Here is a 14,188-nt window from a genome sequence, read left to right as displayed (position 1 = left end):
CCACCTTGAGGCCTGACTCAGGGCGAGAGCGGCTCGCGATGATACTCGGCGCAGCCGCATTCGGGGCAGGTATCGAGCTGTTGTGGGTGTAGCACGGTATGGCGCCAGCCGCACTGGTCGCACACCATGACCCCGAGCCCTACCCAATCACCCGCTTCGTAAACCCCCTTGTGCTCGAGCTCGTCGGCCAGCTCCCGCCACTCCACCTGGGCGCGGTCGGTCACATCCGCCAGCCAGGACCAGGCGGTGTCTTTGAGGGCCAGCATAAAGGCTGACTCTTCCACCTGCGCACTATCGTCATGGCGCCCCTCGTCATAGTTGCCCAGATCCCGCTTCACGTACTCGGCGATGAGCGCCAGTTCGTCTTGGGTCAGGTCGCTGGCAGCCTCCAGATAGGCCTGCACCTTGGCAATCATCCGGTTGAGGCGCTCCCCCTGGAACTCTTCAGTCTCTTGCCACTGTTTTTGCAGCTCGGCAATGAAGGCTTCGTACCCTTTTTGACGTTTGTCCATGGCTCTAACTCCTCTACTAAACCCTGATCTGGCCCGGCTTAAGGCCCAAGGGACGCTGGCGGTTGTTGCCGCCGCAGGATATGGGTATTCTATTGCGATTTCCCAGCTGATTTATCTATTCATTTCACAGATCCGGATGTCACCAATGCAAGAGCAATACGTTCCCCAATCAATCGAACCAGCAGTGCAAAAGCACTGGGATGCCAAGAAAACCTTCAAGGCCGTGGAGAAGGTAGACAAGGAGAAGTTCTACTGCCTGTCCATGTTCCCCTATCCGTCTGGTCGACTACACATGGGGCACGTTCGTAACTACACCATAGGTGATGTGATCTCCCGTTATCAACGCCTCAATGGCAAGAACGTGCTGCAACCCATAGGTTGGGATGCATTCGGTCTGCCGGCCGAGAACGCCGCGATCAAAAACAATACCGCACCGGCGCCCTGGACCTACGAAAACATCGAATACATGAAGAACCAGCTGAAGATGCTGGGTCTGGGTTATGACTGGGATCGTGAAGTCGCCACCTGCAAGCCGGACTACTACCGCTGGGAGCAGTGGTTCTTCACCAAGCTCTACGAGAAGGGTCTGGTCTACAAGAAGACCTCCTCCGTCAACTGGTGCCCGAACGACATGACCGTACTGGCCAACGAGCAGGTGGTCGACAACTGCTGCTGGCGCTGTGACACCCCGGTGGAGCAAAAAGAGATCCCCCAGTGGTTCATCAAAATCACCGACTACGCCGAAGAGCTGCTGAACGACATCGACAATCTGGAAGGCTGGCCGGAGATGGTCAAGACCATGCAGCGCAACTGGATTGGCCGCTCCGAAGGGGTCAACATCAGCTTCAATATCGAGGGTCAGGCTGAGCAGCTGGAGGTCTACACCACCCGTCCGGACACCTTCATGGGCGTGACTTATGTCGGTATCGCTGCCGGTCACCCGCTGGCGCAGCAAGCAGCCCAGAACAATCCGGAGCTGGCCGCCTTTATCGAAGAGTGCAAGAACACCAAGGTAGCCGAAGCAGAACTGGCCACCATGGAGAAGAAGGGCATGGCCACCGGCCTCTATGCCATTCACCCGCTGGATGGCCGCAAGGTACCGGTCTGGGTCGCCAACTTCGTGCTGATGAACTACGGCACCGGCGCCGTCATGGCAGTACCAGCCCACGATCAGCGTGACTTCGAATTCGCCACCAAATATGGCCTCGACATCAAGGCGGTGATCAAGCCAGTTGATGGCGACGTCGACGTGAGCGAAGCCGCTTATACCGAGAAGGGCGTGCTGTTCAACTCCGGCGAGTTTGACGGTCTCGACTTCCAGGGCGCCTTCGATGCCATCGCCAGCAAGCTGGAAGGGCTCGGCAAGGGCAAGCGTACCGTTAACTACCGTCTGCGTGACTGGGGTGTCTCCCGTCAGCGTTACTGGGGTGCCCCCATCCCGATGCTGACCCTGGCTGACGGCTCCGTGGTGCCGACGCCGGAAGACCAGCTGCCGGTACTGCTGCCGGAAGATGTGGTGATGGATGGTATCCAGAGCCCGATCAAAGCCGATGCCGAGTGGGCCAAGACCACTTACAACGGTCAGGAAGCGTTCCGCGAGACCGATACCTTCGACACCTTTATGGAGTCCTCCTGGTACTACGCGCGCTACTGCTCTCCGGACTACGACAAGGGCATGCTGGATCCGGCTGCTGCCAACCACTGGCTGCCGGTGGATCAGTACATCGGCGGCATCGAGCACGCCTGTATGCACCTGCTCTATGCCCGCTTCTTCCACAAGCTGCTGCGTGATGCAGGCCTCGTGAACAGCGACGAGCCGTTCAAGCGCCTGCTCTGCCAGGGCATGGTGCTGGCCGACGCCTTCTACTACAAAGACGAGAAGGGCGGCAACGTCTGGGTCAGCCCGACCGACGTCAAGGTAGAGCGTGACGAGAAGGGTCGCATCACCAAGGCCATCGACAACGAAGGTCGTGAGGTAATGCACTCCGGCATGACCAAGATGTCCAAGTCCAAGAACAACGGCATCGACCCGCAGCTGATGGTCGAGCGTTACGGCGCCGATACCGTCCGTCTGTTCATGATGTTCGCCTCTCCGGCCGAAATGACTCTGGAGTGGTCCGACTCCGGTGTAGAGGGTGCCCAGCGCTTCCTGCGTCGCCTGTGGCGCGTCACCTTCGAGCACGTCTCCGGTGGCGCCGTTGCCGCACTCGATGTAGCTGCTCTCACCAACGAGCAGAAAGCGGTACGCCGTGAACTGCACAAGACCATCGCCAAGGTGAGTGATGACGTGGGTCGCCGTCAGACCTTCAACACCGCCATCGCCGCCATCATGGAGCTGATGAACAATCTGGCCAAGCTCGGCAACGACGAACAGGACCGCGCCCTGATGCAGGAAGCGCTGGAAGCCGTGGTAGTCATGCTCTACCCCATCACCCCGCACATCGGCTTCGAGCTGTGGAAGATGCTGGGCAAGGGCGACGACATCGATCACGCAGCCTGGCCGATGGCCGATGAAGCGGCCATGGTCGAGACCGAGAAGCTGGTGGTGGTGCAGATCAACGGCAAGATGCGCGGCAAACTGACCGTGCCGGCCGAGATCAGCCAGGCCGACGTAGAGAAGCTGGCGATGGCCGATGCCTCGGTACAGAAGTTCACCGACGGGCTGACCGTGCGCAAGGTGATCTATGTACCTGGCAAGCTGCTCAATATTGTCGCTAACTAATTGGCTGCCAACTGATTGGTTACCAACTGATCATTGCCAATCTGTAACAGCAAACGGATGATAACGGCGGGCCCTGCGCCCGCCGCTTTCCCTTAATGCAAAGAGGATTTTCTATGGGCACCATCTTCACCCGCTGGATGGCCATCGTGCTGGCTGGTCTGCTGCTGCAAGGCTGCGGCTTTCACATGCGCGGCAACGGCATTCCGAGCGAGCTGATGACCATGAAGGTCGTGGGCGACAACAAGAGCGACTTCTACCGGATGGTTACCACCCGCCTGAAGGCCTCTGGCGTGACCCTGGCCGACAAGGAGGGCATTCCGGTGCTCACTCTGGGCGGCGTAGGCAGCACCAGTCAGGTCGCCTCGGTCAACGCGCTGGGGACGGACACCGAATATGTGCTGGGCTTTGGTACCCAGTTCACCATCTCGGTACCGGGCAAGCCGACTCAGGTCTTCCCCATCAACTTCAACCGCAGCTTCCTCAACAAGCCGGATGCAGCGCTCGCCTCCTCCCGTGAGCAGGAGCAGCTCAACCGCGAGATGCAGGAGCAGGCGGCCAATCAGGTGATCCGGCAGTTGAGTCAGGTCAGCTTCTGATGCGGATTTACCCGGAACAATTTGGTGACCACCTCAAAGCAGGGCTTCGGCCCTGCTATCTCGTTTTTGGCGACGAGCCCCTGTTGCGACTGGAGGCCATCGATGCCATCCGTCAGGTCGCCCGCAAGCAGGGTTTCGATGAGCGCCACACCTTCGTGGTGGAACAGGGGCTGGACTGGAATCAGGTCTACGATGCCTGTCAGGCCATGAGCCTCTTCTCCGCCCGCCAGATCATCGAGCTGGAGCTGCCCGCCAAGGTGGACAAGGATCTCGCTGCCCGCATCAGCGAAATTGGCAAGCAGCTTCATCCCGACCTGCTGCTGGTGCTGAGTGGCGGTCGTCTCAACCAGACCCAGATGAAATCAGCCTGGTTCGACAAGCTCTACCAGATTGGCACCTATGTGCCGGTCAACCATCCGGAGCCCAAGTTCTTCCCGCGCTGGATGAGCGCCCGTTTTGCGCGTTTCGGCCTCAAGGCGCTGCCGGATGCCATCAACTTCATGTGCCACTCCTACGAGGGCAACCTGCTGGCCGCCAGCCAGGAGATCGAGAAGCTGACCCTGCTCTCGCCACCCCAGCCCATCAGCGTCACCTATCTGCAAGAGACCATTATCCGCCACGCCCACTTCACCCCGTTCCAGCTGGTCGATACCCTGCTGGAGGGCAAGGTGAACCGGGCCCAGCGCATTCTGGCCGCCCTGCGGGCCGAAGGCACCGAGCCGGGGATGCTGGCCTGGACCCTCTGCCGCGAGCTGGAGCAGCTGACCGAGCTGTCGTTGGCGATGCGCAACGGCCAGCCGCTGGGTGAGCACTTCAGCCGCCTGCGCATCTGGCAGAGCCGCCAGCAGCTCATTCAGCAAGCGCTGACCCGACTGCCGTTTGCCAAGTTGCAGCAACTGTGGCAACTGATGGCCCAGCTGGACGATGCCCAGCGCCGCTTCGATAGCGAGCAGGCCTGGCTGATGCTGCAGACCATTGCCCTCGGCTTTCGTGATGGCACCCCGCTGCCGCTGGTGATGGAGAACAGCCCGTGCTGAAGGCGCCCATTGGCCTGCTGGGGGGCACGTTCGATCCTATCCATATCGGCCATCTGCGCCCGGCCATCGAGGCGCGCGATGCCCTCGGGTTGGCCGAGATGCGGCTGATCCCGAACCATATCCCGCCCCACCGCGCCAATCCGTTCTGCTCGAGCGAACAGCGCCTTGCCATGGTCAAACTGGCGGCGGCAGAGAACCACCACTTTGTGGTGGATGAGCGGGAGCTGAGACGGGACAAGCCCTCTTACACCATCGATACCCTCATCGAGCTGCGTCATGAACTGCCCGATACGCCGCTCTGTTTTCTGATGGGGATGGATTCACTGCTGAGCCTGCCAAGCTGGCACCGCTGGCAGGAGCTGCTCGACCATGCCCATCTGGTGGTGAGCGTACGGCCGGGCTGGCAACCGGATTATCCGGCCGAGGTGGCGCAGCTGCTGGCGCACCATCACACCACAGATGCCAACGCGCTGCATCAGCGTCTGGCCGGTCATATCTGGCTGGCGGACAACCAGCCCATCGAACTGTCAGCCACCCGACTGCGAGCCTTGCTGGATGCGGGACAAGACACCCGCTACCTCTTGCCCGAGTCGGTTGCGCACTATATTGATCAACAGGGGCTCTACCGCGCCAACCGCCGCTAGCCCCTGTCGTAATCCCGCCCCACCCGATGGGAAACGGGAGTGACCATGATATAATCCGCCGCCCTGACGCAAACGCTGCGCGCCGGAATACAGGAGAGACTCATTGCAAGGCCAAGAATTGCATGCCTTTATCATCGACAAGATCGATGACATGAAAGGCCGCGACATCATCACCCTCGATGTACGCGGCAAATCCAGCATTACTGACACCATGATCATCTGTTCCGGCAACTCCAGTCGTCACGTCAGCGCCATTGCCCACCATCTGGCCAGCGAGGCCCGCCACGCGGGTCTGGATCTGCTGAGCGTGGAAGGGCAACTGAGCGGTGAATGGGTGCTGGTAGATATGGGCTCGGTGATCGTGCATGTGATGCAGGATGAACATCGTGACTTCTACCAACTGGAAAAGCTGTGGAGCGGTGCCGCTCAAATGAATACGCAATAAGAGCACAAGTGTAACGACCATGAAGATCCAGTTGATTGCGGTGGGCACCAAGATGCCCGCCTGGGTAGAGCATGGCTTCGAAGAGTATCGTCGCCGCTTCCCCAAAGACATGCCGTTTGAACTCGTCGAGATCGGCGCAGGCAAACGGGGCAAAAATGCCGACATTCCGCGCATCCTGCAGAAGGAAGGGGAAGCCATGCTGGCGGCTGCGGGGCGCTCGCGCATCGTCACCCTCGATATTCCGGGCAAGCCCTGGACCACGGAGCAGTTGGCGACCCAGCTGGAGGCGTGGAAACTCGATGGCCGCGATGTTGCCCTGCTGGTAGGCGGGCCGGAAGGCTTGTCCCCCGAGTGCAAGGCTGCCGCTGAACAGAGCTGGTCACTGTCACCGCTCACCCTGCCCCATCCGCTGGTACGGGTACTGGTGGCCGAGAGCCTCTATCGGGCCTGGAGCATCACCACCAATCATCCGTATCATAGAGAGTGAGCCATGCGTCTCTGGAGTCTCACCGCTCATATTCACCCCTATCACAGAGAGTGAACAATGCAGTTCCTGCTCTTATTGCCCCCAAGGGTCTTGAGGTAAAGGCATGCTGAAACAACGCATCGAAATGCGCGATCACAGTGCCGAGGGCAATCTGTTCTTCCGGCGCACCCTGGTAGCCTACATCGGCATCGTCGTGCTGATGCTGGTGCTGCTGGGCAATCTCTATTATCTGCAGGTCGAGTCCTACGACACCTACCAGACTCGCTCCAACTCCAACCGTATCCGCGTGGTACCGGTGGCGCCACCACGGGGCCTCATCTATGACACCAACGGTGTGCTGCTGGCGGAAAACCGCCCGGTCTACAGTCTGGAAATCGTGCCGGAAGAGACCAAGGATCTCGAAAAAACCGCCGACCAGCTGATCACCCTGCTGGGTCTGCCGGAGGGCACCAAGGAGAAGTTCCTCGCCGAAGTGAAGCGCCAGCGCCGCTTCAAGCCGGTCCCCCTCTACGAGAAACTGACCGAATATCAGGTAGCCCTCTTCTCGGTCAACCAGCATAACTACCCGGGCGCCAGCATCGAGGCCTACCTCAAGCGCTACTACCCGTTTGGTGACACCCTCACCCATGCTTTGGGCTATGTGGCCAAGATCAACACCCGTGACGTGGAGCGCCTCGAGAAGGAAGAAAAACTCGCCAACTACGCGGCCACCAAGGATATCGGCAAGCAGGGGGTGGAGAAGTATTACGAAGATGAGCTGCACGGTGTGGCGGGCTATCAGGAGGTCGAGGTGAACAACCGCGGCCGGATTGTCCGCACCCTCAAGTTCCAGCCACCTATTCCGGGCAAGGATATCTACCTCAATATCGACGTCCGGATGCAGCTCAAGGCCCAGCAACTGCTGGCTGGCCAGCGCGGAGCCATCGTGATGATGGACCCGAAAACCGGCGCCATCCTGGCCCTGGAGTCGAGCCCCAGCTACGACCCCAACCTGTTCGTGACCGGTATCTCCAGCGCCAACTACTCGGCGCTGCTCAACGATCCGGCGCGGCCACTGGTGAATCGCACCACTCAGGGCATTTATGCCCCTGCCTCCACGGTCAAACCCATGATGTCGGTAATGGGGCTCAACGAGGGGGCCATTACCCCGGGCTACCGCTATTTCGGCGGCCCGAGCTTCTCTATTCCCGGTACCACCAAGAAGTTTCGCGACTGGCGCCGCTGGGGTCACGGCTGGCTCGATGTCTATCGCGCCATCGAGGTCTCGGCAGATACCTATTTCTACGATCTCGCCTATCGGGTCGGCATCGACAAGATCCACAGCTACATGACCAAATTTGGCTTCGGTCAGTACACCGGGGTCGATCTTTATGAAGAGACCAAGGGGGTCATGCCGTCCCGTGACTGGAAGATGGCCCGTTGGCGCCAGCCCTGGTATCAGGGGGACACCATCTCTGTCGGTATCGGTCAGGGCTACTGGAGCGCCACCCCGCTCCAACTGGCCAAGGCGATCAGCATCCTGACCCAGAATGGTCACGACGTCACCCCGCACCTGCTCAAGAGCACAGCCTCCCAGGCGGGGGTGGTCGATGCCCCCATCAACCCCAATATCGCCCTCAAGCTCAAGAACGACAGCTTCTGGAAAGTGGCGCAGGATGGGATGTGGCGAGTCAACCATGGTAGTGAAGGCAGTGGCCGTCACTCGTTTGCCAAGGCGCCTTACTCCTCAGGCGGCAAATCGGGCACAGCCCAGGTAGTCGGTTTGAAGGAAAATCAGGTTTACAACATCAAGACGGTCAAGGCGGAGCATCGCGATAACGCTTTGTTCGTTGCTTATGCCCCCTTCGAGGCACCCAAAGCGGTGGTAGCTCTGGTACTGGAAAACTCCATCGGAGGTGGTGGTGGTCGAGCTGCATCGCCCATTGCACGCCAGATGCTGGATGCCTATCTGCTGCCCCCTGATCCGCAACTGCCACCGGCACCGGAAAAGCCGTCCCAACCGAGTGAGGTCGCTCCCAATGAGTAATTCTGCCCGCCAGCAGAGCATCTGGTACAAGCTGCATATCGACTTGCCCCTGCTGCTCGGTCTGCTGGCCGTGATGACCCTCTCCATGGTGGTGCTCTACTCCGCCTCCGGTCAGGATATGGACTCCATCGTGCGCCAGCTGGTGCGCGGCGGTCTCGCCTTTGCCCTGATGATCGGCCTGGCCCAGCTGCCCCCCTCCCTCTACGCTCGCTGGTCCGTGCCGCTGTTCGCCGTGGTGGTGCTGATGCTGATTGCGGTGGACGTGTTCGGCCACATCGGCAAGGGGGCCCAGCGCTGGCTCGATCTGGGCTTTATGAAGTTCCAGCCCTCCGAGGTGATGAAGCTTTCCATGCCGATCATGGTGGCCGCCTGGCTCAGTCGCCACTCGCTGCCCCCCAAGTTCAGCCATGTGGTGATCGCCCTCATCATGGTGCTGCTGCCCACCCTGCTGATCGCCGCCCAGCCTGACCTTGGCACCTCCATTCTGGTGGCCGCCTCCGGCTTCTTCGTCATCTTCCTGGCGGGGCTCAGCTGGTGGCTGATCGGCTTGGCGGTCCTGCTGATGCTGGCCTTTATGCCAGTGCTCTGGTTCTTCCTGATGCACGACTACCAGCGCCAGCGGGTGCTGATGCTGCTCGACCCGGAGAAAGACCCGCTCGGTCGCGGCTATCACATCATCCAGTCCAAGATTGCCATCGGCTCCGGTGGCGTCTTTGGCAAGGGTTGGCTGCAAGGGACCCAGTCCCAGCTGGAGTTCCTGCCCGAGCGCCATACCGACTTCATCTTCGCAGTATTCAGCGAGGAGTTCGGTCTGGTAGGGGTTGCCCTGCTGCTGGTGCTCTACCTCTACGTCATCAGCCGCTGCCTGTTTATCTCGATGCAGGCCCAGAACAGCTTCGAGCGACTGCTGGGTGGCGCCATCACCCTCACCTTCTTCGTCTATGTGTTCGTCAACATGGGCATGGTGAGCGGCATCTTGCCGGTGGTAGGGGTGCCCCTGCCGCTGGTGAGCTATGGCGGCACCTCCATGGTGACCCTGATGGCCGGATTCGGTATCCTGATGTCCATCCAGACTCATAGAAGACTGCTCGCCTGATGAGACGGGTTGGATTGCTGCTCTCGCTCGCCACCACGATGGCGACCGCCGCCGTGGCGCCGGATCGGTTGGCCCTGCTCGCCGACCAGCAGCAGGTGCCGCTGGCGGAGTTGCAGGCTGCCGTCGCCCGCGCCCAGTTACGGCAGGAGGTGCTCGACACCATCAGCAAGCCGTGGGAAGCCAAACCCTGGCATCGCTACCGACCGCTGTTCGTTACCCCGGATCGCATCCGTGATGGCCAGCAGTTCTGGCAACAACATGCCGAGACGCTGGCTCGCGCGGAGCAGACCTATCGGGTGCCCGCCTCGCTCATCGTGGCCATCATAGGGGTAGAAACCTTCTACGGTCGCCAGATGGGCCGTCATCCGGTGCTCGATAGCCTCTACACCCTGGGGTTTCACTACCCCGAGCGGGCCGACTTCTTTGCCAAGGAGTTTGCCCAGCTGGTGGTGCTGGCCAAAGAGGAAGGGTGGCAACTCGATACCCTCAAGGGCTCCTATGCCGGCGCCATGGGGATGGGGCAGTTCATGCCCTCCAGCTATCGCCACTACGCCGTCGACTTTGACGGGGATGGCAAGCGCGATCTGTTTGCCAACCCGGTCGATGCCATCGGCAGCGTGGCCAACTATTTTGCCAGCCACCAGTGGCGCTGGGGCGAATCCGTGGTGGAACCGGCCCAGATCGGGTTGATGGCAGTCGAACCTCTACTCAGGCCTGAGCCCGAGTTAACACAACAGTGGTCAGAACTGGCGGCGGCAGGGATTGAGCTCGCCACGCCGCTGGCCCCACAGACGCCGGTCAAGTTGCTGGCGTTTGCCCAAGCCGATGGACCGGAATACTGGGTCGCACGGCATAACTTTTATGTGATCACCCGTTACAATCGCAGCCCACTCTATGCGATGGCGGTGTATCAACTTAGCCAAGCCATTCAGGAAGCGTATGCATCTTCGTCACAAACTCCTCCCGCTCAGCCTGAGCTTGTTGCTGGCCGCCTGTAGCAGCCAGCCGGAACAGAGCGCCCCCGTCGAGCCGCAAGCACCGGTCAGCAAGCCACCCGTTATCGAGATCCCGCAAGCCACCGGCGCCATTCCGCGCCCCGAGCCCCTGAGTGCCAGCGGCAACCGGGACTACTGGATCGGCAAGCAGAAGCACGAGGTGTGGCGCGACATCAAACACTACAGCGAAGAGGGCACCGCCAGCTGGTTGTCGCCGGATCTGGACGGCCAGAAGACCGCCAACGGCGATGTGCTGGACAGCAAGCTGTTCAGTGCCGCCCACCGCAACCTGCCCATCCCGAGCTATGTGCGGGTCACCAATCTGGACAACGGGCTGGAGACCATAGTGCGGGTCAATGACCGCGGTCCATTCAACAGCCCGCGCCTGATCGACCTCTCCTACGCAGCGGCCAAGCAGCTGGAGATGGTCGACAACGGTGAGGCCCGAGTACGGCTGGAGCTGATCAGCGACACCCCGGATCAGATGGTGATCATGGAGCCAATGAAGCCCATCGAAATGACTCCGACCACTCCGGCTGCGGCCTCCAGCAGGCTGTCGCAAGCTGGCTTCCTGGGTGAACCAACCGCACTGGCGATGGCCACTCCCGCCGCCGATCCGGCTCCTGTCAAGGCACCCGCCGCCAAGCCCGCCAAAGCGGCACCTGTCAAGCCAGCACCAGCCAAGGCTGCAGCGCCTGCCAGCAGTGGGGATGGCAAGATGATCCAGGTACTGGCCAGCGGCTCCCGGGATCGGGCCGAGGCGATGGGCAAGGTGATGACCCAGCGTTACGGCGTGCCCTACCGAATCGATGCCCATGGCGCCATTTTCCGGGTGCTGATTGGCCCGATCGCCGCCGACCAGCAGGCAAGCGTGCTGGAAAAAGTACGTCAGGGCGGGCTGGAACAGGCCTTTATCGTGCCCTGATCACCCCCTTTTGCTGCGGATGTGACTAACCGCTTACTCACTGTCATCACGTCGTTTTATGGCGTGATGACAGGGAGTGATGGATAAAAAACCAGTTCTGATCGCCATGTCGGGCTATAACCTGCGGGCGCATCTGGTATAGTTAGGCCCGCATTTTATCCCCATCTGGCTCGCAGGAATTTCAAGATGTCCAAATTTGCCCGTTCAGTTCTTCTGGCCTCACTGATCAGCGTAACCGCCCAGGCCAATACGCCGGTGCCGACACCGACCCCTAATGCCATGCCCATGGTGGTTCCCGCCGCGCCGGAGATCTCCGCCAAGGCCCATATTCTGATCGACTACTACTCCGGTCAGGTGCTGGCCGAGCAGAACGCCGAAGAGCGTCTGCCGCCCGCCAGTCTGACCAAGATGATGACCTCCTACATCATCGGCCAGGAGCTGCTGAAGGGGAACATCAAGCGCACCGACATGGTGACCATCAGCCAGAACGCCTGGTCCAAGAACTACTCCGACTCCTCCAAGATGTTTATCGAGGTGGGCAAGCAGGTCTCCGTCGATGACCTCAACAAGGGCATCATCATCCAGTCCGGCAACGACGCCTGCGTCGCCATGGCCGAGTTCCTGGCGGGCAGCACCGACTCCTTCGCCAGCCTGATGAACAGCTGGGCCGCCAAGCTTGGCATGAATGACAGCCACTTCATGAACCCGCACGGTCTGGATGCGGAAGGTCACTACAGTACCGCTCACGATATGGCCCGTCTGGGTCAGGCGCTGATCCGCGACCTGCCGGAGGAGTACAAGATCTACTCCCAGAAATCCTTCGTCTTCAACGGCATCACCCAGCACAACCGCAACCGCCTGCTGTGGGATCAATCCCTGCAGGTGGATGGCATCAAGACCGGCCACGTCAGCCAGGTCGGCTATAACTTGGTCTCCTCTGCCACCAACAACGAAGGCATGCGCCTGATCGCCGTGGTACTGGGCGCCAGCAGCGAAGCCTCCCGCGCCGCCGAGAGCAAAAAACTGCTCACCTACGGCTTCCGCTTCTTCCAGAGCCTGACCCCGTACAAGGCGGGCACCGAGCTGGTCACCCAGAAGATCTGGATGGGCGACAAACCGGAAGTGAAACTGGGCGTCGACAAAGATGTCTCCGTGCTGGTCACCCGCGGTCAGGGCAACAACCTGAAGGCTGACTTCCAGCTCGACAGCGAACTGAAAGCGCCGCTGGCCAAGGGTCAGCGCGTCGGTACCGTGTTCCTGAAACAGGGTGACAAAGAGATCAAGCAGGTACCCCTGGTCGCCCTGGAAGAGGTGCAGGAAGGTGGTTTGATGAGCCGTCTGTGGGACTACCTGGTACTGCTGGTCACCAGCTGGTTCAAGTAATCCAACACACAATCCTCACCAAACAGCGGCGCCAACAGGCGCCGCTGCTGTCTGTGACGGACAAAGGCAGTGAATAACCCTGTAAACTGCAGGTTCCGCCTTACCCTGATTTGTGGTAAAAAGCAGCACTTCCATCCTTGTCTGACCGATCCTGGCCTTGATCCCGGTCCGGGCCGCGCCCATATAGTTATGAGCCGTGCCCATATAGACTTGAAATGGCGGCCTCCACGGGCCATCGGCCACTAGCCATCCAAGATGAAGTCATCCCGGTGATGACGCAAAAGGTGAGTAAATGAATACCAAGTTTGATGAACTGCTGGAGTTTCCCTGCAAATTCCCGTTCAAGGTACTCGGCGTTGCCGACCCGGCACTGCCGGAAATGGTGGTTGAAGTGCTGCAGCAGCACGCCCCCGGCACCTACAGCCCGACAGTCCAGCCCAGCTCCAAGGGCAACTACCACTCGGTCCGCGTGACCGTGACAGCCCAGAGCAAGGAGCACATCGAAGCGATGTACCACGCCCTTGGCAAGATCGAGCTGGTGAAATACGTACTGTAATTTCTCTCTCGCCCCGTTCTGCGGGGCGACTGTTTTTGGCCGCAGCACGCCGCGAGGACGCCATGTCATCCCAGATCCCCGCCCAGTCCAGCCTGATTGTCAGGCAGCTGGGTCGCCGCCCCTACCAGCCGGTATGGGACGCCATGAAAGCCTTCACCGACAACCGCACCAGCGACACCCCGGACGAGTTCTGGGTGGTCGAGCACGATCCCGTCTACACCCAGGGCCAGGCCGGCAAGGCCGAACACCTGCTCAATCCGGGCAATATCCCGGTGGTGCAGAGCGATCGCGGCGGTCAGGTGACCTATCACGGCCCGGGCCAGCTGGTGCTCTACGTACTGGTGGATGTCCGCCGCTGCAAATTCTCGGTTCGCGAGCTGGTGACCGCGCTGGAGACAGCCATCATCAATACCCTCGCCAAAAGCGATATCCAGGCCTATGCCAAGGCCGATGCCCCCGGGGTCTATGTGAAAAATGATCTCGGCATGGAGGCCAAACTGGCCTCGCTCGGTCTGCGCATCCGCAAGGGGTGCTCGTTCCACGGGCTGGCCCTCAATATCAACATGGACATGACCCCCTTCCTGCACATCAATCCGTGCGGCTATGCGGGCATGGCCATGACCCAGACCAGCGCTCTGGGCGGCCCGCAAAGCGTGGCCGAGGCGCAATCCATTCTGGTGGCCGAGCTGGCCCGCCTGATTGGCTATCAAACAATCATCAATACCGAAGAAGCAGCATGAGCAACCCCATGCCGTGCAACCATG

The 14,188-nt window shown here is 60.5% G+C and carries 14 protein-coding genes; 13 read left to right on the top strand and 1 reads right to left on the bottom strand.

The window, feature by feature from the left end; genetic code table 11:
* Positions 1 to 17: 17 nt before the first annotated feature.
* Complete coding sequence (locus NOM06_RS02885) at positions 18 to 512, bottom strand: zinc ribbon-containing protein (protein WP_005335155.1); 495 nt, start codon at positions 510 to 512, stop codon at positions 18 to 20.
* 145 nt (positions 513 to 657) lie between these two features.
* Between NOM06_RS02885 and leuS the strand changes: the two genes are divergently transcribed.
* From leuS to lipB, 13 genes are all read left to right on the top strand, one after another.
* The gene (gene leuS, locus NOM06_RS02880) at positions 658 to 3,234 is read left to right on the top strand and encodes a leucine--tRNA ligase (protein WP_255909829.1); all 2,577 of its coding nucleotides are present in this window, start codon (positions 658 to 660) and stop codon (positions 3,232 to 3,234) included.
* Positions 3,235 to 3,347: 113 nt separating this feature from the next.
* Positions 3,348 to 3,830 (top strand): LPS assembly lipoprotein LptE, encoded by a 483-nt coding sequence (gene lptE / locus NOM06_RS02875; RefSeq protein WP_005335160.1) that lies wholly within the window; start codon positions 3,348 to 3,350, stop codon positions 3,828 to 3,830.
* Positions 3,830 to 4,867 (top strand): DNA polymerase III subunit delta, encoded by a 1,038-nt coding sequence (gene holA / locus NOM06_RS02870; protein WP_064335655.1) that lies wholly within the window; start codon positions 3,830 to 3,832, stop codon positions 4,865 to 4,867. Before lptE ends, holA begins: the two co-directional genes overlap by 1 nt.
* Complete coding sequence (gene nadD, locus NOM06_RS02865; protein ID WP_064335654.1) at positions 4,861 to 5,511, top strand: nicotinate-nucleotide adenylyltransferase; 651 nt, start codon at positions 4,861 to 4,863, stop codon at positions 5,509 to 5,511. Before holA ends, nadD begins: the two co-directional genes overlap by 7 nt.
* 103 nt (positions 5,512 to 5,614) lie before the next feature.
* Positions 5,615 to 5,956, top strand: coding sequence for a ribosome silencing factor (gene rsfS / locus NOM06_RS02860; protein WP_005335165.1), 342 nt, complete (start codon positions 5,615 to 5,617; stop codon positions 5,954 to 5,956).
* Positions 5,957 to 5,975: 19 nt separating this feature from the next.
* Positions 5,976 to 6,443 carry a 23S rRNA (pseudouridine(1915)-N(3))-methyltransferase RlmH gene (gene rlmH / locus NOM06_RS02855; protein WP_005335166.1) on the top strand — a complete coding sequence of 156 codons (468 nt, stop codon included), beginning with the start codon at positions 5,976 to 5,978 and terminating at the stop codon, positions 6,441 to 6,443.
* 103 nt (positions 6,444 to 6,546) lie between these two features.
* On the top strand, positions 6,547 to 8,469 hold the full coding sequence (gene mrdA, locus NOM06_RS02850; RefSeq protein ID WP_255909826.1) for a penicillin-binding protein 2: 1,923 nt from the start codon (positions 6,547 to 6,549) through the stop codon (positions 8,467 to 8,469).
* Positions 8,462 to 9,565, top strand: coding sequence for a rod shape-determining protein RodA (gene rodA, locus NOM06_RS02845; protein WP_005335170.1), 1,104 nt, complete (start codon positions 8,462 to 8,464; stop codon positions 9,563 to 9,565). The genes mrdA and rodA overlap by 8 nt, the downstream gene beginning before the upstream one ends.
* Positions 9,565 to 10,563 (top strand): lytic murein transglycosylase B, encoded by a 999-nt coding sequence (mltB, locus tag NOM06_RS02840; RefSeq protein WP_201994425.1) that lies wholly within the window; start codon positions 9,565 to 9,567, stop codon positions 10,561 to 10,563. The genes rodA and mltB overlap by 1 nt, the downstream gene beginning before the upstream one ends.
* Positions 10,505 to 11,485, top strand: a complete 981-nt coding sequence (locus NOM06_RS02835) for a septal ring lytic transglycosylase RlpA family protein (RefSeq protein ID WP_255909824.1) — start codon at positions 10,505 to 10,507, stop codon at positions 11,483 to 11,485. Before mltB ends, NOM06_RS02835 begins: the two co-directional genes overlap by 59 nt.
* Before the next feature lie 186 nt (positions 11,486 to 11,671).
* Positions 11,672 to 12,868 carry a D-alanyl-D-alanine carboxypeptidase family protein gene (locus NOM06_RS02830; RefSeq protein WP_005335176.1) on the top strand — a complete coding sequence of 399 codons (1,197 nt, stop codon included), beginning with the start codon at positions 11,672 to 11,674 and terminating at the stop codon, positions 12,866 to 12,868.
* Between the two features lie 292 nt (positions 12,869 to 13,160).
* Entirely contained in the window at positions 13,161 to 13,424 is a 264-nt protein-coding gene (gene ybeD / locus NOM06_RS02825) for a DUF493 family protein YbeD (RefSeq protein ID WP_005335178.1), read from the top strand.
* A gap of 62 nt (positions 13,425 to 13,486) precedes the next feature.
* A complete protein-coding gene (gene lipB / locus NOM06_RS02820) occupies positions 13,487 to 14,164 on the top strand; it encodes a lipoyl(octanoyl) transferase LipB (protein ID WP_255909822.1) in 678 nt (225 codons plus the stop codon).
* The last annotated feature ends 24 nt before the right edge of the window (positions 14,165 to 14,188 follow it).

Origin of the sequence: Aeromonas sp. JL9, from assembly GCF_024436075.1 — a bacterium.
Taxonomy (GTDB): Bacteria; Pseudomonadota; Gammaproteobacteria; order Enterobacterales; family Aeromonadaceae; genus Aeromonas; species Aeromonas veronii.
The sequence above is the reverse complement of the archived record's forward strand: the minus strand, read 5'-3'. Positions and strand labels throughout refer to the sequence as shown.